Below are 20,945 nucleotides of genomic sequence, written 5' to 3'. Positions count from 1 at the left end.
AGTGCCGACGATCAAGAACGACCGTCGGCGACATCTCGCGGCAGTGGGCCACCAATCGTCGTCGCGCCCGAGCACACAATCGGCCGCATTACACCGCCGCACGCCGCGGCACCGGCCGTCCGGCGGCTTGCGCCGCGGCGGCCGGCTGCCGCGCAAGCGTTACTTCTTCTCCGGCTCCGTCGCGCCCGGTTGCTTGAACGGGAACGTGCTGAACATCGACTTCGCCTGGTTCTGCATCTGCTCCTGCATCTGCACGAACATGTTCTTCGACTGCTCGATGTAGCTCGTCATCATCCCTTGCATCATCGGCGCCTGCATGTTCATGAACTGCGACCAGACTTCCGGATTCATCGCGTTGCCTTCGTACAGGTTCTTCGACTGATCGGTAAGCTTGTTCTGGATGTCGATGAACGCCTGGATGTTCTTTTCCAGGTACGTGCCCATCATGCCCTGCATCGCATGACCGTAGAAACGGATGATCTGCGACAGCATCGACGACGAGAACATCGGCACGCCGCCACTCTCCTCCTCGAGGATGATCTGCAGCAGGATGCTGCGCGTCAGGTCTTCGTTGGATTTCGCATCGACGACCTTGAAGTCCTCTTGTTCCAGCACGAGTTGCTTGACGTCGGTCAGCGTGATGTACGTGCTCGTCTCGGTATCGTAGAGCCGGCGGTTCGGGTACTTCTTGATGAGCCGCTCGGCCGTTTTCTTTGTAGTAGTCATGTAACGCCTTTGAGTGCAGCGTAGCGCAAGTGACAAATCCCCGCCTCCCGAATCCGGGAAGCGGGGGCTTTCGGAAACGCCAGGCTGCGCGGCCAACCGGGCCCGAGCAGCCGGACGTTCAGCCCATGTGCAGGCCGCCGTTCAGCGAGAAGTCGGCGCCCGTCGAGAAACCGGATTCGTTCGACGCGAGCCACGCGACGATCGAACCGATTTCCTCCGGTGCGCCAAGACGACGCACCGGGATCGTCGCGACGATCTTCTCGAGCACGTCCGGACGGATCGCCTTCACCATGTCGGTGCCGATGTAGCCGGGCGAAACTGTGTTGACGGTCACGCCCTTCGTTGCGACTTCCTGCGCGAGCGACATCGTGAAACCGTGGATGCCGGCCTTCGCGGTCGAGTAGTTCGTCTGGCCGAATTGCCCCTTCTGGCCGTTCACCGACGAAATGTTGATGATCCGGCCCCAGCCGCGCTCGACCATGCCGTCGATCACCTGCTTCGTCACGTTGAACAGGCTCGTCAGGTTGGTGTCGATCACGGCCGTCCAGTCTTCGTGCGTCATCTTGCGGAACACGACGTCGCGCGTGATGCCCGCATTGTTGACCAGCACGTCGATCTCGCCGACTTCAGCCTTGACCTTGTCGAACGCTGCCTTGGTCGAGTCCCAGTCGCCGACGTTGCCTTCCGACGCAATGAAATCGTAGCCGAGCGCCTTCTGGTCCTCGATCCATTTCACACGGCGCGGCGAGTTCGGGCCGCAACCCGCGACCACCTTGAAGCCGTCTTTCAACAGACGCTGGCAGATGCTGGTGCCGATGCCGCCCATCCCGCCCGTTACGTACGCAATTCGCTGTGACATGAATCTCACTCCATTTTTTGGTTTCGAGAGCCGCCGGAGGCCCCTCTGACTTCACGTGGCGCCGGTCGAAGCCGCAATCGACCGGCGCACGGATTGGTTTGGCGTTGACGGACGGCCGGTTACGGACGTTCGACCGCGAGTGCGACACCCATCCCGCCGCCGATGCACAGCGACGCCAGACCGCGCTTCGCGTCGCGCTTGACCATCTCGTGCAGCAGCGTCACCAGGATCCGGCAGCCCGACGCGCCGATCGGGTGACCGATCGCGATCGCCCCGCCGTTCACGTTCACCTTCGACGTGTCCCAGCCCATCTGCTTGTGCACCGCCAGCGCCTGCGCCGCGAATGCCTCGTTGATTTCCATCAGGTCCAGGTCGCCCGGCGTCCAGCCCGCACGCTCCAGGCAGCGGCGCGATGCCGGCACCGGACCCATGCCCATCACGCTCGGATCCACGCCCGCATTCGCGTACGCCTTGATCCGCGCCAGCGGCGTCAAGCCCAGCGCCGCCGCCTTCTGCGCCGACATCACCAGCACCGCCGCCGCGCCGTCGTTCAGACCCGACGCGTTCGCCGCCGTCACCGTGCCTTCCTTCGCGAACGCCGGCTTCAGACCCGCCAGCGATTCCGCCGTCACGCCGTGACGCACGAACTCGTCGGTCGCGAACTGCAGCGGCTCGCCCTTGCGCTGCGGAATCGACACCGGCACGATCTCGTCGTTGAAGCGGCCGGCCTTCTGCGCGGCTTCCGCCTTGTTCTGCGACAGCGCCGCGAACGCGTCCTGCTCGTCGCGCGTGATCCCGTATTCCTTCGCGACGTTCTCCGCCGTGATGCCCATGTGGTACTGGTTGTACACGTCCCACAGGCCGTCGACGATCATCGTGTCGACCAGCTTCGCGTCACCCATCCGGAACCCGTCGCGCGAGCCCGGCAGCACGTGCGGCGCCGCGCTCATGTTTTCCTGGCCGCCCGCGATCACGATCTCCGCGTCGCCCGCCGCGATCGCGTTCGCCGCCAGCATCACGGCCTTCAGGCCCGAGCCGCACACCTTGTTGATCGTCATGCCCGGCACCGCGCTCGGCAGGCCGGCCTTGATCAGCGACTGACGCGCCGGGTTCTGCCCCGAGCCTGCCGCCAGCACCTGACCCATGATCACTTCGCTCACCTGCTCGGGCTTCACGCCCGAGCGCTCCAGCACCGCGCGAATCACCGTCGCGCCCAGTTCCGGTGCCGCGATCTTCGCGAGCGAGCCGCCGAATTTGCCGACCGCGGTCCGCGCGGCCGATACGATCACTACGTCCGTCATTTCCCTTTCCTCCAGGCCCGCACGACACGGCGCATCGCTGCCGGCCCTGTTAAAAAAACTGCGGTGCACCGGACAGCGTGCGCTGCTGTCCGGCTTTCGTCAATCGCGCTGCAACACGTAACGGCCCGGTGCCGGCTCGATCACCGGGAACTGCGCGGAACCGGGTTGGGCGGGCGGCGCCACCTTGCGGCCGCCGTACTGGTCGAGCCACTCGACCCACGTCGTCCACCAGCTGCCCGGCTGCTCGGTCGCCCCGGCAAGCCAGTCGTCCGCGGATTCGGGCAGGTCGCCGTCGTTGACCCAGAAGCTGCGCTTCTTCTTCGCCGGCGGATTGATCACGCCCGCGATATGACCCGACGCGCCCAGCACGAACTTCAGCGGCCCCGTCAGGATCGACGTCGACGCGTAGGCCGTCTGCCACGGCACGATGTGATCCTCGCGCGACCCGTAGATGAAGGTCGGCACGTCGATGCGCGACAGGTCGACGGATTCGCCGCACACGGTCAGCGCGCCCGGCACGCGGAGCTTGTTCTCGAGATAGGTATTGCGCAGGTACCACGCGTACATCGGACCGGGCAGGCTCGTCGAGTCGCTGTTCCAGTACAGCAGGTCGAACGCCGCGGGCGTGCGGCCCTTCAGGTAGTTGTCGACGACGTAGTTCCACACGAGGTCGTTCGGCCGCAGGAACGAGAACGTGTTCGCGAACTCGACGCCGCGCATCAGCCCCGGCGCCGCGCCGTTCTTGCCGCCGATGGTCTGCTCGCGCATCTGCACGTGCGCCTCGTCGACGAACACGTCGAGGATGCCGGTGTCGGTGAAGTCGAGCATCGCGGTCAGCAGCGTCATCGACGCGGCCGGATGTTCGCCGCGCGCGGCGAGCACCGCCAGCGCGGTCGCGAGCATCGTGCCGCCGACGCAAAAGCCGAGCGTGTTGATCTGCTCGCGGCCGCTGACCTGCTGCACCGCGTCGATCGCGGCGAGCAGCCCTTCGTTCATGTAGTCGTCCCACGTCTTGTGCGCGACCGACGCATCGGCGTTGCGCCACGACACGAGGAACACCTGATGGCCGCTCGACAGCGCATGCGCGACGAGCGAATTCTCGGGCTGCAGGTCGAGGATGTAGAACTTGTTGATGCACGGCGGCACGATCAGCAGCGGCCGCTCGAACACCTTGTCCGTCTTCGGCGAGTACTGGATCAGCTGGATCAGGTCGTTCTCGTAGACGACCGCGCCTTCGGTACACCCAAGGTTCTTGCCGACCACGAATTGCGATTCGTCGGTCTGCGAAATCTTGCCGCGCTGCATGTCGCCGAGCAGGTTCATCATCCCCTGCCGCAGGCTTTCGCCCTGCGTCTCGAGGATCGACTTCTGTGCATCGGGATTGAGCGCAAGGAAGTTGCTCGGCGCGGCGGCGGCCGTCCATTGCTGGACGGAGAAACGAATGCGTTCGCGCGTCTTCGGATCGGTCTCGAGCGCGTCGGCCAGTTCCTGCAGGTAGCGCGCATTGAGCAGATACCACGCCGCCGCGAACGCATGCGCGGGCGAGGCCTTCCACGCATCCGAGCTGAAGCGGCGGTCCTTCAGCTCGGGCGACTCGAGCTTCGCGGCGGCTGCCTGCTGCATCAGCGTCACGCAGTCGCGCGCATAGTCGGCCTGCAACTTCTGGAGCCGTTCGGGCGAGATCGCGGCCGCCGGCAGCTTCAGCCCCGCGAACGGCGATGCCAGGCCGCCGAAGCTGCTCAGATCGGGCATCGACGGCATCTGGAACGGAACCGAGGTCGGGAACTGGAATGCGGCGAACGGGTTCGCGGTGGTCGCCGCCGTTGCGGCGCGTGCCGGATCGGCGAAACCACGCCAGGCGTTCAGCCATGCTTCGAACATCTGCTGCATCGGCTGGACCGCCTGGCCGAATCCGGCGCTGCTTGCGGAAGTGCCCGCCTGAGCGGACGTCGACGAATTTTTCGATGCTGTCATTACCTGCCTTACCGGTGATTCGTGAGCGTCAATCGTGAAATCCTGCTCGCGCGCGGCGTGCCGGTGCGAGCCGGGCCGTCATGCTCTGGAGAGGCGTCTCCAGATTCTGCCGCAGTGCGGTACTTTTATCATTATCGTTTTCCCCATGTGAAGCCCTGCGTCAAACCACCGAACATTTCTGCTCGGAGATAATCCGCGCGCAACAGGCGGGACAAGGCTTCCGGCGAACCATAAAATATTTTGGTTGACTTGACTTCGGGATTATTCATTCGGTTGTCCATGCAACGCCGCATTGCCGCGTCAATATCGAGATAACTCGATTTTGCAGCGCAACAAACCACGCGCGCAAGCGCGCGGTCAGTCGTCAATCGGCCAGCCAGATCGCCGCCGCCATGCGGCCGGTCACGCGGTCGCGCCGATATGAATAGAAGCGCGCTTGTTCGGTGACCGTGCAGGCGGACCCGCCGCTCACGTGCCCAACACCTGCACGCGCGAGGCGCAGGCGCGCGAGCGCATGGAGGTCGGCGAGGAACTTGCCGGGCGCGCCGTCGATCGCGACGAACGCTTGCCCCGTCTCATCATGCTCCGACTGCGCAGCCGTGTCGAGAAACGCGTCGCGCACGTCGGCGCCGACTTCGAACGCCTGCGGGCCGATCGCGGGCCCGAGGTACGCATGGACTTCATCCGTCGCGCCGCCGGCAAGCGCCGCGACGCGGGCCGCGGTCTGTTCAACGATGCCGGCCGCGAGCCCGCGCCAGCCTGCGTGCGCGGCGCCGACCGCCCGGCCCTGCGCGTCGCACAGCAGCACCGGCAGGCAATCCGCGACCATCACGACACAGACCGCGCCCGCGCGGTCCGTCACGCTCGCGTCGGCCTGCACGGGCGCCGCGGCGCCCGGCGCGGCCCCGATCACCTCGTCTGCGCGCACGATCCGCGCGCCGTGAACCTGCTCGAGCCAGGCCGCGCGCGACTGGCCGGCCAGCGCGAGCAAGCGCGCGCGATTCGCGGCGACATGGGCCGGATCGTCACCGGTATGCAAGCCGAGATTCATCCCGCCCGGCAACTCGGCGCCGTCCCGCCAGCGCCCGTAAGGACCTTCGCTCACACCGCCGTCGCGGGTCGTGATCAGCGCGCGAACGCGCGGTGACACCTGCCAGTCGGGCTGTACGCAGTCCTGCCACGTCAACGGCGCCAGGTTCGTCATCGGCACTCACTCCTCCTCGTCGTCCGGATCCGACTCGTCATCGAAATCCTCGTCGTGATCCTGATATTCGCCGGCGAAATCGTCATCGTCGTAGACGCCGTCTTCATCGTCGAATTCCTCGTCGGCCTGCCCGAAACCGAGCGCCGCGATAAGCGCGTTCATGTCGTCCGGCAACGGGCAGCGCCACTGCATCGTCTTGCCCGTGAGCGGATGCACGAGGCCGAGCCGCCATGCGTGCAGCGCCTGCCGCGCGAACCCGTCGGGCAGCGGCGCGACCGAGCGCTTGCCGCGCGCGCGCCCGTACACCGGATCGCCGAGCAGCGGATGCCCGATATGCGCGCAGTGCACGCGGATCTGGTGCGTGCGGCCGGTTTCGAGGTCGCACTGGATCGCGGACACCGGCTGACGTTGCCACAGGCATGTGTCAACCGTGCGGAAATGGGTGCGCGCGGGCTTGCCCGACGCACCGGTGACGACGGCCATGCGCGTGCGCTCGCGCGGGTCGCGGCCGATCGGCGCGTCGATCGTGCCGTCTTCGGGCATCGTGCCCCAGACGAGCGCGAAATAGCGGCGCTTCACCGTGCGCGCCTGCAACTGGCGCACGAGGTCGGTCTGCGCGGCAAGCGTGCGCGCGACCACCATCAGGCCGGACGTTTCCTTGTCGAGCCGGTGCACGATCCCGGCACGCGGCAGGCCGGCCGCGGCGTCGCCGTAGCGATGCAGCAGCCCGTTGAGAATCGTGCCGCTCCAGTTGCCGGCGGCGGGGTGGACGACGACGCCGGCCGGCTTGTTGATGACGAGGAGCGCATCGTCCTCGTAGATCACGTCGAGCGGCACCGGCTCCGGCGTGAACGCCAGCTGCTCCGGCAGCAGGTCGGGCACGAGCTCGATCCTGGCGCCGAGCGGCACCGGCTGGCGGATCTTCGCCGGCGCGCCGTCGATCAGCACGCGCTGCGCCTCGATCCAGCTCTGCAGGCGGCTGCGGGAGAATTCGGGGAATAGCTGGGCAAGCGCCTTGTCGAGGCGTTCGCCCGCGAGCGACAGCGGCACTTCGACGACGCGCGGCGTCTCATCGGCCGCCGCGGACGGCACGACAGGCGGTTGCATCGCGCCTGCAGCCAGGCCGTCATCGGGAGAATCCCCCGATGCAGCGTCGGCGGGCCGATCGCTTGGGCTATAATCTTCGCGATTTGACTTGCCCCGCGGGGCATTCTGCGAACTTGAACGGGTCATTTAGACTGGGTCACCGAGACTTGAAGCTAGGACATGCGAGCATGATGAATTCGACCAAACGTACGGCCAAAACCGTCGCCGCCCGAGCTGCGGCGGTAGCGGCCGCGGCCCTCATCGCCGGCTGCCACGGCTTACCGCAGAAGCAGGACGAGACGGCTACCTGGTCGAACAACAAATTATACTCAGAGGCCCAGGACGCGCTGTCTGGCGGCGACTGGGGCAAGTGCGCGAAATATTTCGAATCGCTGCAAGGCCGCGATCCGTTCGGTCATTTCGCGCAACAGGCGCAGATCAACGTCGCGTACTGCAACTGGAAGGACAACGAAGCGGCGGCCGCCGACCAGGCCGTCGACCGCTTCATCCAGCTGCACCCGGATCACCCGGATATCCCGTACGCGTACTACCTGAAGGGGATGATCCACTTCAACGACGATCTCGGCCTGTTCGGCCGCTTCTCCGGCCAGGACATGAGCGAGCGCGATCCGCAGGCACTGCGTGAATCGTACGATGCGTTCAAGGTCGTCGTCGACCGCTACCCGAAGAGCAAGTATGCGCCCGACGCCGCGGCGCGGATGCGCTACATCGTCAACGCGCTCGCGTCGCACGAAGTACACGCGGCCGACTACTACTATCGGCGCGGCGCCTACGTCGCGGCAATCAACCGCGCGCAGCTCGCGATCAAGGACTACAAGGGCGCGCCGGCGATCGAGGACGCGCTGCACATCATGATCCTGTCGTACGGCAAGCTGAACCAGCCGCAACTCGCAGAAGACACGAAGCGCGTGCTCGCGGGGACCTTCCCGGACAGCCCGTACATCACCGGCCACTCGCGCCCCGGCACGAAGAAGTCGTGGTGGCAGTTCTGAGCGACGCCCGCTGTACAAAAAAACCCGGCCATCGAGCCGGGTTTTTTATTGGCGCCGCCCGTAGCAGGCGGCGGTGCGTCACGCGCGCTTTTTCGCGCGATGTTCGTCGAAGAAGTCCTGCACGACCGCGATCTCGCGCGTGCGCTTGAACGGCGGCAGGCTCTGCCAGATCCGGCGACCGTACGGCTTGTCGACCAGCCGCGTGTCGCAGATCATCAGCACGCCGCGATCCGTCTCCGCGCGAATCAGGCGGCCCGCACCCTGCTTCAGCGTGATCACGGCCTGCGGCAGCTGGTGAACCGCGAACGGGCTCAAACCCTTCTTGGTCAGCGCATCGAGTCGCGCGGCCAGCACCGGATCGTCGGGCGGCGCGAACGGCAGCTTGTCGATCACGACGAGCGATAGCGCGTCGCCACGCACGTCGACGCCTTCCCAGAAGCTCTGGCTGCCGACGAGAATCGCATTGCCGTACGAACGGAAGCGGTCGAGCAGCTCGGTGCGGCTGGCATCGCCCTGCACCAGCAGCGGCGTATTCCAGCCGCGCGACTCGATCACGTCGCGCAGCTTCGACGCGATCCGGTCGACCGCGCGCAGCGTCGTGCACAGCATGAAGACACCGCCGCCCGACGCCTCGATCGCCGGCAGCGCGGCATCGAATACGGCGTCGGTAAACGCCGGCGACGACGGCTGCGGCAGGTTGCGCGGCACGTACAGCAGGCCCTGCGTCTGATAGTCGAACGGGCTCGCGAGCGTCATCGAGCGCCGCGAGCTGAGGCCCATCTGGGCCGCGTAGTGCGTGAAGTCGCCGCGCACCGACAGCGTCGCCGACGTGAAGACCCACGCGCGCGGCACGCCGGCGCGCTGCTTCGCGAAGATCGGCGCGACCGACAACGGCGTCTCGTGCAGCTGGACGGTATGCGCGAACACTTCGACCCAGCGCACCTTCTCGTTCGGGTCGTCGGCAGCCGCCTTGTCGCCGGCTGCCGCGGCATCGGCCTGCGCGGCCGCTTGCGCCGCCCCGGGCGCGACCCAGCCCGCGAGCAGGTCCTGCAGCTCGCGCGCACGCCGCAGGCACGCACCGAGCGATTCCGCCCGCTCGGCCTGGCTCGCGAGCGCCGATGCGAGCGCATCGAGCGCCGCTTCGAGCGCGTCGAGCGCGCCGAACATCGGGTGATCATCGCCCAGTTGCGCGAGCGACATGCGCACGATCTGGTCATTCGCGAATGCGAGGCGCAGGTCGCGCGCCGCGCGCTCCAGATCGCCGCCGAGCTTCACCCACTCGACCGCATCGCGCGCATGGCTCAGGCCTTCGGCGACCGTGTCGCGTGCGAGTTCGAGGATCTGCGTGGTCGACAGCGTCTCGCCGAAGAACAGCGTCGCCGTCTCCGGCAGCTGGTGCGCTTCGTCGAAGATCACCGTGTTCGCGTTCGGCAGCAGCTCGGCCATCCCGGTGTCGCGCAGCATGATGTCCGCGAAGAACAGGTGATGATTGACGACGACGACGTCGGCCTGCTGCGCCTCGCGCCGCGCCTGCATCACGAAGCACTCCTTGTAATGCGGGCACTCCTGGCCGAGGCAGTTGTCGCGCGTGGACGTGACCATCGACCACACCGGCGCCGTCTCCGGCACGCTCGCGAGCTCGGCCTTGTCGCCGCTTTTCGTGATCTTCGCGAACCGGACGATTTCCTGCAGGTATGCGGTGTCCTGTCGCGACGGCAGGCGGCCGTTGTCGGCCGTGCGCTGCAGATAGTAATGGCACAGGTAGTTCGAGCGGCCCTTGAGCATCGCGACCGTCACCGGCACCGCGAGCGCGTTGCGCACGGTCGGGATGTCGCGCTGGAACAGCTGATCCTGCAGGTGCTTCGTGCCGGTCGACACGATCACCTTGCCGCCCCACAGCATCGCGGGCACCAGGTACGCATAGGTCTTGCCGGTACCGGTGCCGGCCTCGACGATCAGCGTGTTGTCGCCGGCGTCGCTGTCGGTGTCGGCCGCCGCACCGTCCACGGCGGATTCGGCCGCCTTGTCGCCTTCGCCGAGGCGGCGCGCCGGCCGCTTGCGGGTTTCGAAGATTTCCGGTTCGGGCAGACGGCGCGCGGACGCCTCCATCGCGGACGCGACCGCACGCGCCATCTCGATCTGCGACAGACGCGGATGATAGCCGTCGAGCGCGCGCGCAAGCAGTCCGCCTTCACCGAAGATCGTGTCGAGTTCGTCGACGCGCTTGCGGCTCAGCTCGAAGGTGCCTTCGGGCGCACGAACGCGCCCGGCAGACGACGCGTCACGCCGGGCATCGGGGTTGGCTTCAAGCGGTGAATTCAAGGCAAGCGTTCCTGTGTCCAGCGCCCAGGCGGCGCCGGCGCTTGCCAGGCCGCGCTCAGGCGCGCTTATCCGGTTCCAGCTGCGATTGCAGCAAAATGATTTTGTCCTTGGCCGCCAGCTTTTCCTTCTTCAGCCGGTGCAGCGTAATGTCGTCGATGTCGGAGTGTCCTTCCTTCAGCTCGATCTCTCGAGCGAGCTGCTGGTGCTGCTCCTGCAATGCTGCCAAACGGTTGTGCAATTCCTGCTGCTGTTCCGTGGGACGGTTTTGCATATGCGCCTCCTCATCGAAAGCAGCGCGCCGACTGGCGTGCCGGCACGCACGAGACTGGTCCGGATCAATCCAATACGTTACTGCCCCTGCTGTTGCTGCTGCTTGGCCTTTTGGGCCGCTTCCTGCTGACGCCTCTCGACATCGGCCTTGTGCTGGGCGGCTTCCTTCTGCTTCTGCTCGTAGCGCGTGGCGTTGTCCGCCCGCTCCTGCGCCTTCTGCGCAGCCTGCTGGTGCGCCTGGTCGAGCTTGCGCTGGAAGTCGGCCTGCTTCTGGTCGTATGCCCGCTTGCTCGCGGCGTGCTGCGGCCCTTCCGCGCCGCGCTGCGCCTGCTTCACTGCATTCTGCTCCTGCTTGTCGCGGAATGCAGCCGCGTTCGCCGCGTCGTTCGCTGCACGCTGCGGCGCTTCCGCCGCATTCTGCGCCTGCTTCAGCGCCTGCTGCTGGTCGCGCTGCTGGGCCCGCACCGCACGCTGTTCGTCATCGAGCGCGAGCTGCTCCTGACGGATGCTCGCCCGCTCCTCGCGCATCCGGTCGCGCGCGTTGCCGAGACAGTGATTGACGAAGAACTTGCTGTAGCAATCGTGCTCCGCCACGGCATAACGATAATCGTTTTCCGCGGAACGTTGATTGAGCACTTTTTGACGGGCGTCAAAATCCTGCGTGGCGGAGGCTGCGACGGGCACGGCGGCAGCGGCGTCAGACGCGGTTGCGCCCGATGCCTGTGCGTACGCGACGGTGGACCCGGCGGACAAAGCCGCGGCAAGCGCTGCGCCGAGCGCGACGAGAGAAATGCGGGAAGTTGGCAACGTCGTAGGAAAGCTGCGGGACATGTGTCAAATTCTATCACCCCCGGCTGGACGCTCCGCCATTTATGGCAAAATGCCCCGCTTCACTCACCCGCGGCATCTGGTCCGGCGGGCCCGTCTCGCAGCCCGCCGCGCGCGGTCTGCCGGCCCGCGCCGCGATTTCAGCAGGCACATCATCCACGACATGACGGAAACCGTAGCACTCAAGATCGTACAGCGCATCGCCACCGAACTGTCCGTCCAGCCGCGCCAGGTCGCGGCGGCAGTGCAACTCCTCGACGAAGGCTCGACCGTTCCGTTCATTGCCCGATACCGCAAGGAAGTGACCGGCAACCTGGACGACACGCAGCTGCGCCAGCTCGAGGAACGCCTCCTGTATCTGCGCGAACTCGAGGATCGCCGCGCGACGATCCTGTCGAGCATCGACGAACAGGGCAAGCTGACCGACGAACTGCGCGCCGCGATCGACGCGGCCGACAGCAAGCAGGTGCTCGAAGACCTTTATCTGCCGTACAAGCCGAAGCGCCGCACGCGCGCGCAGATCGCCCGCGAAGCCGGCCTCGAGCCGCTCGCGCACGCGCTGCTCGCGAATCCCCTGCTCGACCCGCAGGCGGAAGCCGCCGCGTATGTCGATGCCGACAAGGGTGTCGCCGACGTGAAGGCCGCGCTCGACGGCGCGCGCGACATCCTGTCCGAACAGTTCGGCGAAACGGCCGAACTGCTCGGCAAGCTGCGCGACTACCTGCACAGCCAGGGCGTCGTGTCGTCGGCCGTGGTCGAAGGCAAGGAAAACGAGGAAGGCGAGAAGTTCCGCGACTACTACGACTACGCGGAGACGATCCGGACCGTGCCGTCGCACCGCGCGCTCGCGCTGTTCCGCGGCCGCAACGCCGGTGTGCTGACCGTCAAGCTGGGCCTCGGCGAGGAACTCGACGCGCAGGTTCCGCATCCCGGCGAAGCGATGATCGCGCGCCATTTCGGGATCGCGAACCAGAGCCGTCCCGCCGACAAGTGGCTGTCCGACGTGTGCCGCTGGTGCTGGCGCGTGAAGGTGCAGCCGCACATCGAGAACGAACTGCTCACGCAGCTGCGTGAAACAGCGGAAGCCGAGGCGATCCGCGTGTTCGCGCGCAACCTGAAGGACCTGCTGCTGGCCGCGCCGGCCGGCCCGAAGGCCGTGATCGGTCTCGACCCCGGCCTGCGCACGGGCGTAAAGGTCGCCGTGGTCGACCGCACCGGCAAGCTCCTCGCGACCGACACGATCTACCCGCACGAGCCGCGCCGCGACTGGGACGGCTCGCTCGCGAAGCTCGCGCGCATCGCCGCGCAGACGCAGGCGGAGCTGATCAGCATCGGCAACGGCACCGCGTCCCGTGAAACCGACAAGCTCGCGAGCGAGCTGATCACGAAGCACCCCGAACTGCGGCTGCAGAAGATCGTCGTGTCGGAAGCCGGCGCGTCGGTCTACTCGGCGTCCGAGCTGGCCGCGAAGGAATTCCCGGAACTCGACGTGTCGCTGCGCGGCGCCGTGTCGATCGCGCGCCGCCTGCAGGATCCGCTCGCCGAGCTCGTGAAGATCGAGCCGAAGGCGATCGGCGTCGGCCAGTACCAGCACGACGTGAACCAGCGCGAACTCGCCCGCTCGCTCGACGCGGTCGTCGAGGATTGCGTGAACGCGGTCGGCGTCGACGCGAATACCGCGTCGGTCGCGCTGCTCGCACGCGTATCGGGCCTGAACGCCACGCTCGCGCGCAACATCGTCGACTACCGCGACGCGAACGGGCCGTTCCCGTCGCGCGACCATCTGCGCAAGGTGCCGCGTCTCGGCGACAAGACCTTCGAACAGGCGGCCGGCTTCCTGCGCATCAACGGCGGCGAGAATCCGCTCGACCGCTCCTCGGTCCACCCGGAGGCCTATCCGGTCGTCCAACGGATCCTCGCGAAGATCAACAAACGCATCGACGACGTGCTCGGCAGCCGCGACGCGCTGTCCGGCCTGTCGCCGACGGAATTTGTTGACGAACGTTTCGGCCTGCCGACCGTGCGCGACATCCTGTCCGAACTCGAAAAACCGGGTCGCGACCCGCGGCCCGAATTCAAGACCGCAACGTTCCGCGACGGCGTCGAGAAGGTGTCCGATCTGATGCCCGGCATGCTCCTTGAAGGGGTCGTGACGAACGTCGCGGCATTCGGCGCGTTCGTGGATATCGGCGTGCACCAGGACGGTCTCGTCCACGTGTCGGCGATGTCGACGAAGTTCATCAAGGATCCGCACGAAGTCGTGAAGGCCGGCCAGGTCGTCAAGGTCAAGGTGCTCGACGTCGACGTGAAGCGTCAGCGCATTGCGCTGACGATGCGCCTCGACGACGAAGCGGCCGCGCCCGGCATGGCGCCGCGCAGCAGTCAGGATCGCGGCAATGCCGGCCGCGGTGCGGCCCGCCCGCAGCGTTCGCGCGAGCCGGAACCGGCCGGCGCGATGGCGGCGGCGTTCGCGAAGCTGAAGCGCTAAACGCGCGAAGGTCGTCGACGCACGAAAAAAAGCCCGCCGACAGGCGGGCTTTTTCATGGCGTCGGCAAGCGCACTGCCGGATCGGGCCGCATCCGCGGCCCACGCGCGTCGGTCAGATCTCGATCTTGGTGCCGAGCTCGACGACGCGGTTCGCCGGGATCGAGAAGAAGTCGGTCGGCTTCGCCGCGTTCTGATGCATCCATGCGAACACGCGCTCGCGCCAGATCGACATGCCGGGCAGATGCGTCGGCACGACCGTTTCGCGCGCGAGGAAGAACGACGTGTCCATCAGCTCGAACGTCATGTCGTGCGAGCGGCCGAATTCCTCGAGCACGGCCTTCACGTCCGGTGTCTCGTTGAAGCCGTACTGGGCCTTGACGATGTACAGGCCACCACCCGCATCGCGCGAACTCAGGCGCGTGTCGTCGCGCACGTACGGAATGTCGCGCGTGACGAACGTCAGGAAGATGGTCCGCTCGTGGAGCACCTTGTTGTGCTTCAGGTTGTGCAGCAGGCTGACGGGCACGAGCTTGTCGTTGCCGGTCAGGTAGATCGCGGTGCCCGACACGCGGTGCGGCGGATGCGCGAGCAGCCCCTGCAGGAACGGCTCGAGCGGGATACCGTCCGCGGCCGTGCGCTCCTTGACGATGTGGCGGCCCTTGTACCAGGTCATCAGCAGGAAGAACAGCAGCGCGCCGATGCCGAGCGGCAGCCAGCCGCCCTGCGCGACCTTCAGCAGGTTCGCGCCGAAGAAGCCGAGGTCGATCGCGAGGAACACCGCGATGATCGCGCCGACGAGCAGCCGGTTCCAGTTCCACACCTTCACCATCACGACGCACGCCAGCACGGTGGTGATGACCATCGTCGCCGTCACCGCGATACCGTACGCTGCCGCCAGGTTGTCGGAGCTCTTGAAGCCGATCACGATGCAGAGAATCACGAACAGCAGCAGCCAGTTCACGACCGGAACGTAGATCTGGCCGATCGCCAGCTCGGACGTATGCAGCACCTTCATGCGCGGCACGTAGCCGAGCTGGATCGCCTGCGACGTCAGCGAATACGCGCCCGAGATCACGGCCTGCGACGCGATCACGGTCGCGACCGTCGACAGCACGACGAGCGGCAGCAACCCCCATTCGGGCGCCAGCAGGAAGAACGGGTTTTCGATCGCTTTCGGGTTCTGGATCAGCAGCGCGCCCTGGCCGAAGTAGTTCAGCACGAGCGACGGCATCACGAGCCCGTACGCAGCGAGACGGATCGGCTTCGCACCAAAGTGCCCCATGTCGGCGTAGAGCGCTTCCGCACCGGTCAGCACCAGCACGACCGAACCCAGCACGACGTAGGCCTGCAGCAGGTGGTCCGCCATGAACGACGCCGCGTAGTACGGATTGATCGCCGCCATGATGCCCGGCACGCGCACGATGTGGTACACGCCGAGTGCCGCGATCACGACGAACCACACGACCATGATCGGGCCGAACAGCTTGCCGACCAGTGCGGTGCCGTGGCGCTGGATCCAGAACAGCGCGATCAGGATCACGATCGTGATCGGCAGCACGAGGTGGGACAGGTGTGGCGTCGCGATTTCGAGACCTTCGACCGCCGACATCACCGAGATCGCCGGCGTGATCACCGCGTCCCCGTAGAACATGCACGCGCCGAATATCCCGAGCGCCATCAGCGCGCCCGCGACGCGGGTTTTCGAGTCGAGCGGCCGCAGCGACAGGGCCATCAGCGCAAGCACGCCGCCCTCGCCGTTGTTGTCGGCTCGCATCACGAACAGCAGATATTTGATACCGACCACCAGGATGATTGCCCAGAACAGCAGCGAGATCACCCCCAGAATCGAGCTTTCGGTCAGCGGGATGCCGTGTGCGGGGCTGAACGCCTCCTTCAGCGAATACAGCGGGCTGGTGCCGATGTCGCCGAACACGACGCCAATGGCCGCTATCGCAAGCGCCCGCATCGAGTGTTGGTGCGTCGAATGCGCATGGGCTGCGTCGGTCGCCTGGATCGTGTCGTTCATATGAAGCGTAATAATCGGGTCCGGTTCGGACAAAACGAGCGCTATTCTACTCGCGCCCCCCTGAAACACCGCCCTGCCGTGTTGCCCTGAAACCACGTGATCCACGCCGCGCATGCAATCCCGCGCAAGCTGTGGCAGGGCTGCCATCATAGCCGGGGCCGCGCCGCCTGCCTACCGCGAATGCCCGATCGCCGCGCCCGCCGGCGTGGCGCCCCAATGAAAAACGGCGCCGCAAGCGGCGCCGTACAAGGCTTTTCTTCGATCGGCCGGGCGCTTACGCGCCCGAACCGTCGCGCTGCGAGCGACCACGCTTGATCCACGCCTCGATGTTGTGCGGACGAACGGTGTCCCACTCTTCGAACGGCTGATGAATCCACGGGTTCGTCGGCAGATACTGCGTGTGATAGTCAGGCTTCACCTTCGAGCAGCCCTTGTACCAGAGCACGGCCGAACGCACGGCCGTGACGGACGGATAGCGCTCCTTAAGATGCTCCTGCACGCGCGCGAGCGTGACGCCCGAATCGACGAGATCGTCGACCAGCAGCACGTTGCCCGCGAGGTTGCCGCGCGTCATCGTGATGTACTGCGCGATGTCGAGCTCACCCTGCTCGGTGCCGGCCGCTTCGCGGTACGAACTCGTCGCGAGGATCGCGAGCGGAACGTCATAGATGCGCGAGAGCTGATCGCCGACCCGCAGACCGCCGCGCGCGAGGCACAGGATCTGGTCGAACTTCCAGCCCGATTCATGCACCTGAAGCGCGAGCAGCTCGATCAGACGATGGTATTCGTCCCAGCCTACCCACAGGTTCTTGTCGTCGTTGCGCGGATCGGTCATCAAGTCTGCCGCCGTCATCGTGATTTGCTGCGTCATGCTGAAAATTACACCTTGAACGGATGGCGGAGCAGGATCGTTTCGTCGCGATCCGGGCCAGTCGAAACCATGTCGACCGGCACGCCGGCCACTTCCTGGACACGGGTCAGGTATGCCTGCGCATTCGCCGGCAGCGCGTCCCACGTCTTGATGCCGACGGTGCTTTCCTTCCAGCCGGCGAAGGTTTCGTACACGGGCTCGCAACGCGCGACATCGGCCGCACCGCGCGGCAGGATGTCCACGTCCTTGCCGTCGATCTTGTAGCCGACGCACAGCTTGACTTCATCGAGGCCGTCGAGCACGTCGAGCTTCGTCATGCACAGGCCCGACACGCCGTTGATCTGGATCGAGCGGCGCAGTGCGGCTGCGTCGAGCCAGCCGGTGCGGCGCGGACGGCCGGTGACCGAGCCGAATTCCTTGCCGACGTTCGCCAGCGTGACGCCGACCTGGTCCTGACGCTGCGGGTTGTCCGCATCGTACAGCTCGCTCGGGAACGGGCCCGCGCCGACGCGCGTGCAATACGCCTTCGTGATGCCGAGGATGTAGTTCAGTTTCTGCGGACCGACGCCGGCGCCGGCCGATGCCGCACCCGCGACGCAGTTGCTCGACGTGACGAACGGATAAGTACCGTGGTCGATGTCGAGCAGCGTGCCTTGCGCGCCTTCGAACAGCAGATTCTGACCGGCGTTGTTCGCGTCGTACAGGCGGCGCGACACGTCGACCACCATCGGCTTCAGGCGATCGGCATAGCCGAGCATCGTGTCGAGCGTGGCCTGGAAATCGACGGCTGCGCCGCCCAGGTACTGGGTCAGCACGAAGTTGTGGAAATCGAGGTTTTCGCGCAGGCGGTCGGCGAAGGTCTTCGCGTCGAACAGGTCCTGCACGCGCAGCGCGCGGCGGCCGACCTTGTCTTCGTACGCGGGGCCGATGCCGCGGCCGGTCGTACCGATCTTGCCCGCGCCCTTGCGCGCTTCGCGCGCCTGATCGATCGCGATGTGGTACGGCAGGATCAGCGTCGTGGCTTCGGAAATGAACAGGCGATCGCGAACGTTCACGCCGGCTTCTTCCAACTCGCCGATTTCCTTGAACAGTGCCTCGGGGGACAGGACGACGCCGTTGCCGATGTAGCAGGCGACGCCTTCACGCATGATGCCCGACGGAATGAGGCGCAAGATGGTTTTCTTGCCGCCGATGATGAGGGTGTGGCCGGCGTTGTGACCGCCCTGGAAACGCACGACGCCCTGAGCGTGGTCCGTCAGCCAGTCGACGATCTTGCCCTTGCCTTCATCACCCCATTGCGTTCCCACGACGACGACATTGCGCCCGGGAGTCACGTTCACTGCGCTGGCAGACATGTTGATTCGTTAGCTGGTTAAAAACGTATTCTACCTATGTTCGCGGGCGTTTCCGAATTTTTCCGTTTCGCTTCAACGATATGCACGCTGAACGACGGCCCGCGAACACCTGTTTAACGGGGTTCGACCACCCATGCGCCGTTGCGCTCGACGAGCGAACGGTCGCACGCGAATTCGTCGAGCACGTGATCGTGCCCCGGCAATGCCTGGATCACGACCTCCCCCGCATCGCGCAGCGCCGCAACGGCCGCGCCCAGCGCATCGTCCTGCGCCCACGGCGCGAGAATCGCGGTGCCGCGCGCCTCGATCGGTGAAATGCGCGCGAGCTCGCGCAGGTCGAGCGAGAAGCCCGTCGCCGGGCGGGCGCGACCGTAAGCCTGCCCCACGTGGTCATAACGGCCGCCGCGCGCGATCGCGTTCGGCACGCCGTCGATGTATGCCGTAAACATCGCGCCGCTGTGGTACGCATAGCCGCGCAGGTCGGCCAGATCGATCGCCACCTCGACGCCCTTCGCCTGGGCCGCGAGCTGCGCGAGATCGTCGAGCGCGCGCGTGATCTCGGGCAGCACCGGCAGCCGTGCGCGCGCCTCGTCGAGCACGCTCGCGTCGCCGTACAGATGCGGCAGCGCACGCAGCGCCGCGCGCGTGTCGGCGCCGAGATCGTCGGTGAGTTCGTTCAGCAGCGGCACGTCCTTGCCCGACAGCGCGTCGTACAGCGACTCGCCGCGCTCGGCGGCCTGCGCGTCGCGCGCGAGCAGCGCCGCGAGCACACCTGCATGGCAGAGGTCCAGACGGATTCGCGACAGCCCCGCGAGATGCAGCGCGTCGAGCATCAGTTGCTGGATCTCGAGATCGGCTTCCAGCCCGGCATGCCCGTAGATTTCGGCGCCGATCTGAATCTGTTCGCGCGTCGCGTGCAGGCCGCGCGGACGCGTATGCATCACATGCCCCGCATAGCAAAGGCGCGTGACGCCCTGGCGGTTCAGCAGGTGTGCGTCGATGCGCGCGACCTGCGGCGTGATGTCCGCGCGCAGGCCGAGCGTGCGGCCCGACAGCTGGTCGACCAGCTTGAAGGTGCGCAGGCGCAGGTCGGTGCCGCCGCTCGTCAGGAGCGACTCGAGGTATTCGAGCAGCGGCGGCATCACCATTTCGTAGCCGTACGAACGGAAGCGGTCGAGCAGCCTGCGGCGCAGCTCCTCGATCTTGCGCGCTTCCGACGGCAGTACGTCGGCGATATTCTCGGGAAGTAACCAGGTCGACATCGGTACGGTCCTACGACGGGAAACAGGGCGCGACGCGCGCGCCACGAGATGAATCGGAAATCGGAATCGTGCGGAACGGACGGCGGATGCGCCGTCCGGTTCAGGTCTCCGTTCAGGTGGCGAGCAGCAGCAGGATGAGCCCCAGCGCCATCACGATGAGCCCGCCGATCCGGATATGATGCGGCGGCCGCTCCGCTATTCTACGAAACGTGTCGCGCCAGGCGACGGGAAACACGAAGGGAAACGCCCCCTCGATGATCAGCATCAGTGCTACCGCGAGCAACAACGAACCAGCCAGATCCATGCGAGCGACGGCGCCGCTCGACGCGGCGCCCCAAGGTCAGTGTTTGCGGGGAGCAGGTGCCGCCGGTGCGGCACCGCCCGTCGGGCTGCGCATGAAACGGAAAAACTCGCTGTCGGGATCGACAACGATGATGTCGTTGCGCTTGAAGGTATTCCGGTAAGCCTGCAGGCTCGCGTAGAACTGATAGAACTGCGGATCGCGGCCGAACGCGTCGGCGGCGATCGACGCGGCCTTCGCATCGCCCTCGCCCTTGATCGTCTGCGCGGATTTGTACGCATTCGCGAGCACCGCCTGCTGTTCGCGTTCCGCATCGGCCTTGATCTGTTCGATATCCGCAGCACCATCCGCGCGGACCTGTGCGGCCTGAGCGCGCAGCGCGGCAATCATCCGCTGATAGACGGCGTCAGCCTGCGCAGCCGGCAAGTCGACGCGCGTCAACTGGACATCGACCACGTCGACGCCGAAGCCGGATGCCTTCGCGCGCACCGCATCGCGAGCCGCATTGGCGATGTCGCGCTGTCCGCCGAGTGCGTCGTCGAGCGCGCGCTTGCCGAACGCATCACCGAGCGCGCTCTTCAGCGCGCCGGCCAGACGCTCGGTGGCGGCGGCCGAGTCGCCGCCCGTCGCCGCGAAGTACTTCATCGGATCGCTGATCCGATACTTGACCGCATACGTGACGAGCAGATCGTGCTTGTCTTCGGTCGCCAGTTGCAGCGGATCCGATGATTCGAGCGATTGCAGGCGCGTGTCGATCAGCGTCGCCGTCTGCAGCGGCGGCGGCAGCTTGAAATGGATGCCGGGGCCCGCGAGTTCGGGCTGCGTGCCGTCGCGGCCCGACAGCACGGCCGTATGGCGCGGATCGACGGTCAGCACGGTCGACGACGCCGCGAAGGCGACGATCACGATTGCGACGACGAGCGCAATGATTCGGTTCATGTTCTGCGCTCCCGTTACTTCGTATCGTCTTCGCGCGAGCGGCTGCGGAACGCTTCGCGCGACCGCAGCACGTCGCTGCCCGGTGCGGGCGCCGCCGCGGCCGAAGCCGCGCTCGCGGGC

General features: G+C 66.3%; 18 protein-coding genes. 2 read left to right on the top strand and 16 right to left on the bottom strand.

Annotation, left to right across the window (positions count from 1 at the left end):
- Window positions 1–159: 159 nt before the first annotated feature.
- The 7 genes from phaR to F3J14_RS12165 form a co-directional block, all read right to left on the bottom strand.
- Window positions 160–726 (bottom strand): polyhydroxyalkanoate synthesis repressor PhaR, encoded by a 567-nt coding sequence (phaR, locus tag F3J14_RS12195; protein WP_166723200.1) that lies wholly within the window; start codon window positions 724–726, stop codon window positions 160–162.
- A 118-nt stretch (window positions 727–844) separates the two neighbouring features.
- A complete protein-coding gene (locus F3J14_RS12190; RefSeq protein WP_006759981.1) occupies window positions 845–1,585 on the bottom strand; it encodes a 3-ketoacyl-ACP reductase in 741 nt (246 codons plus the stop codon).
- Window positions 1,586–1,704: 119 nt separating this feature from the next.
- Complete coding sequence (locus F3J14_RS12185; protein WP_166723199.1) at window positions 1,705–2,886, bottom strand: acetyl-CoA C-acetyltransferase; 1,182 nt, start codon at window positions 2,884–2,886, stop codon at window positions 1,705–1,707.
- A gap of 99 nt (window positions 2,887–2,985) precedes the next feature.
- Window positions 2,986–4,860, bottom strand: a complete 1,875-nt coding sequence (phaC, locus tag F3J14_RS12180) for a class I poly(R)-hydroxyalkanoic acid synthase (RefSeq protein WP_166723198.1) — start codon at window positions 4,858–4,860, stop codon at window positions 2,986–2,988.
- A 131-nt stretch (window positions 4,861–4,991) separates the two neighbouring features.
- Window positions 4,992–5,129: a hypothetical protein gene (locus F3J14_RS12175; RefSeq protein ID WP_166723197.1), complete on the bottom strand. Its 138-nt coding sequence runs from the start codon at window positions 5,127–5,129 to the stop codon at window positions 4,992–4,994.
- A gap of 95 nt (window positions 5,130–5,224) precedes the next feature.
- Window positions 5,225–6,064: a peptidoglycan editing factor PgeF gene (gene pgeF, locus F3J14_RS12170; RefSeq protein ID WP_166723196.1), complete on the bottom strand. Its 840-nt coding sequence runs from the start codon at window positions 6,062–6,064 to the stop codon at window positions 5,225–5,227.
- Window positions 6,065–6,070: 6 nt separating this feature from the next.
- Window positions 6,071–7,297: an RluA family pseudouridine synthase gene (locus F3J14_RS12165; protein ID WP_166723195.1), complete on the bottom strand. Its 1,227-nt coding sequence runs from the start codon at window positions 7,295–7,297 to the stop codon at window positions 6,071–6,073.
- Between the two features lie 41 nt (window positions 7,298–7,338).
- Between F3J14_RS12165 and F3J14_RS12160 the strand changes: the two genes are divergently transcribed.
- Window positions 7,339–8,163, top strand: coding sequence for an outer membrane protein assembly factor BamD (locus tag F3J14_RS12160; RefSeq protein WP_006755093.1), 825 nt, complete (start codon window positions 7,339–7,341; stop codon window positions 8,161–8,163).
- 78 nt (window positions 8,164–8,241) lie between these two features.
- Here F3J14_RS12160 and F3J14_RS12155 read toward each other — a convergent pair whose 3' ends face one another.
- The 3 genes from F3J14_RS12155 to F3J14_RS12145 all read right to left on the bottom strand — a co-directional run bounded on the left by F3J14_RS12155 (window position 8,242) and on the right by F3J14_RS12145 (window position 11,586).
- Window positions 8,242–10,485, bottom strand: coding sequence for an ATP-dependent DNA helicase (locus F3J14_RS12155; RefSeq protein WP_166723194.1), 2,244 nt, complete (start codon window positions 10,483–10,485; stop codon window positions 8,242–8,244).
- A 55-nt stretch (window positions 10,486–10,540) separates the two neighbouring features.
- Window positions 10,541–10,756, bottom strand: a complete 216-nt coding sequence (locus F3J14_RS12150; RefSeq protein ID WP_006755091.1) for a YdcH family protein — start codon at window positions 10,754–10,756, stop codon at window positions 10,541–10,543.
- 77 nt (window positions 10,757–10,833) lie between these two features.
- Window positions 10,834–11,586, bottom strand: coding sequence for a hypothetical protein (locus F3J14_RS12145; RefSeq protein WP_166723193.1), 753 nt, complete (start codon window positions 11,584–11,586; stop codon window positions 10,834–10,836).
- Window positions 11,587–11,746: 160 nt separating this feature from the next.
- Here F3J14_RS12145 and F3J14_RS12140 point away from each other — a divergent pair, with 160 nt between their 5' ends.
- Window positions 11,747–14,071 (top strand): Tex family protein, encoded by a 2,325-nt coding sequence (locus F3J14_RS12140; RefSeq protein ID WP_166723192.1) that lies wholly within the window; start codon window positions 11,747–11,749, stop codon window positions 14,069–14,071.
- A gap of 112 nt (window positions 14,072–14,183) precedes the next feature.
- Here the strand turns inward: F3J14_RS12140 and F3J14_RS12135 are convergent, their stop codons facing one another.
- The 6 genes from F3J14_RS12135 to F3J14_RS12110 form a co-directional block, all read right to left on the bottom strand.
- Window positions 14,184–16,097: a potassium transporter Kup gene (locus tag F3J14_RS12135; RefSeq protein WP_166723191.1), complete on the bottom strand. Its 1,914-nt coding sequence runs from the start codon at window positions 16,095–16,097 to the stop codon at window positions 14,184–14,186.
- Window positions 16,098–16,371: 274 nt separating this feature from the next.
- A complete protein-coding gene (locus tag F3J14_RS12130; RefSeq protein ID WP_166723190.1) occupies window positions 16,372–16,968 on the bottom strand; it encodes a phosphoribosyltransferase in 597 nt (198 codons plus the stop codon).
- Between the two features lie 8 nt (window positions 16,969–16,976).
- On the bottom strand, window positions 16,977–18,323 hold the full coding sequence (locus tag F3J14_RS12125; RefSeq protein ID WP_166723189.1) for an adenylosuccinate synthase: 1,347 nt from the start codon (window positions 18,321–18,323) through the stop codon (window positions 16,977–16,979).
- A gap of 113 nt (window positions 18,324–18,436) precedes the next feature.
- Window positions 18,437–19,585 carry an ATP phosphoribosyltransferase regulatory subunit gene (locus tag F3J14_RS12120; RefSeq protein WP_166723188.1) on the bottom strand — a complete coding sequence of 383 codons (1,149 nt, stop codon included), beginning with the start codon at window positions 19,583–19,585 and terminating at the stop codon, window positions 18,437–18,439.
- Between the two features lie 112 nt (window positions 19,586–19,697).
- Window positions 19,698–19,889, bottom strand: a complete 192-nt coding sequence (locus tag F3J14_RS12115; protein WP_006755322.1) for a DUF2065 domain-containing protein — start codon at window positions 19,887–19,889, stop codon at window positions 19,698–19,700.
- Window positions 19,890–19,925: 36 nt separating this feature from the next.
- Window positions 19,926–20,825, bottom strand: coding sequence for a protease modulator HflC (locus F3J14_RS12110; RefSeq protein ID WP_166723187.1), 900 nt, complete (start codon window positions 20,823–20,825; stop codon window positions 19,926–19,928).
- Window positions 20,826–20,945 lie beyond the last annotated feature (120 nt).

The sequence above is a fragment of the Burkholderia sp. Tr-862 genome (assembly GCF_011753085.1).
Lineage (GTDB): Bacteria > Pseudomonadota > Gammaproteobacteria > Burkholderiales > Burkholderiaceae > Burkholderia > Burkholderia ambifaria.
This window is presented reverse-complemented; position numbering and strand designations above follow the sequence as displayed.

What these genes read in the sequence shown, in the direction of transcription:
- phaR (WP_166723200.1), bottom strand. Translation starts at nt 726, where the DNA reads ATGACTACTACAAAGAAAACGGCCGAGCGGCTCATCAAGAAGTACCCG.
- F3J14_RS12190 (WP_006759981.1), bottom strand. Translation starts at nt 1,585, where the DNA reads ATGTCACAGCGAATTGCGTACGTAACGGGCGGGATGGGCGGCATCGGC.
- F3J14_RS12185 (WP_166723199.1), bottom strand. Translation starts at nt 2,886, where the DNA reads ATGACGGACGTAGTGATCGTATCGGCCGCGCGGACCGCGGTCGGCAAA.
- phaC (WP_166723198.1), bottom strand. Translation starts at nt 4,860, where the DNA reads ATGACAGCATCGAAAAATTCGTCGACGTCCGCTCAGGCGGGCACTTCC.
- F3J14_RS12175 (WP_166723197.1), bottom strand. Translation starts at nt 5,129, where the DNA reads ATGAATAATCCCGAAGTCAAGTCAACCAAAATATTTTATGGTTCGCCG.
- pgeF (WP_166723196.1), bottom strand. Translation starts at nt 6,064, where the DNA reads ATGACGAACCTGGCGCCGTTGACGTGGCAGGACTGCGTACAGCCCGAC.
- F3J14_RS12165 (WP_166723195.1), bottom strand. Translation starts at nt 7,297, where the DNA reads ATGACCCGTTCAAGTTCGCAGAATGCCCCGCGGGGCAAGTCAAATCGC.
- F3J14_RS12160 (WP_006755093.1), top strand. Translation starts at nt 7,339, where the DNA reads ATGATGAATTCGACCAAACGTACGGCCAAAACCGTCGCCGCCCGAGCT.
- F3J14_RS12150 (WP_006755091.1), bottom strand. Translation starts at nt 10,756, where the DNA reads ATGCAAAACCGTCCCACGGAACAGCAGCAGGAATTGCACAACCGTTTG.
- F3J14_RS12145 (WP_166723193.1), bottom strand. Translation starts at nt 11,586, where the DNA reads ATGTCCCGCAGCTTTCCTACGACGTTGCCAACTTCCCGCATTTCTCTC.
- F3J14_RS12140 (WP_166723192.1), top strand. Translation starts at nt 11,747, where the DNA reads ATGACGGAAACCGTAGCACTCAAGATCGTACAGCGCATCGCCACCGAA.
- F3J14_RS12135 (WP_166723191.1), bottom strand. Translation starts at nt 16,097, where the DNA reads ATGAACGACACGATCCAGGCGACCGACGCAGCCCATGCGCATTCGACG.
- F3J14_RS12130 (WP_166723190.1), bottom strand. Translation starts at nt 16,968, where the DNA reads ATGACGCAGCAAATCACGATGACGGCGGCAGACTTGATGACCGATCCG.
- F3J14_RS12125 (WP_166723189.1), bottom strand. Translation starts at nt 18,323, where the DNA reads ATGTCTGCCAGCGCAGTGAACGTGACTCCCGGGCGCAATGTCGTCGTC.
- F3J14_RS12120 (WP_166723188.1), bottom strand. Translation starts at nt 19,585, where the DNA reads ATGTCGACCTGGTTACTTCCCGAGAATATCGCCGACGTACTGCCGTCG.
- F3J14_RS12115 (WP_006755322.1), bottom strand. Translation starts at nt 19,889, where the DNA reads ATGGATCTGGCTGGTTCGTTGTTGCTCGCGGTAGCACTGATGCTGATC.
- F3J14_RS12110 (WP_166723187.1), bottom strand. Translation starts at nt 20,825, where the DNA reads ATGAACCGAATCATTGCGCTCGTCGTCGCAATCGTGATCGTCGCCTTC.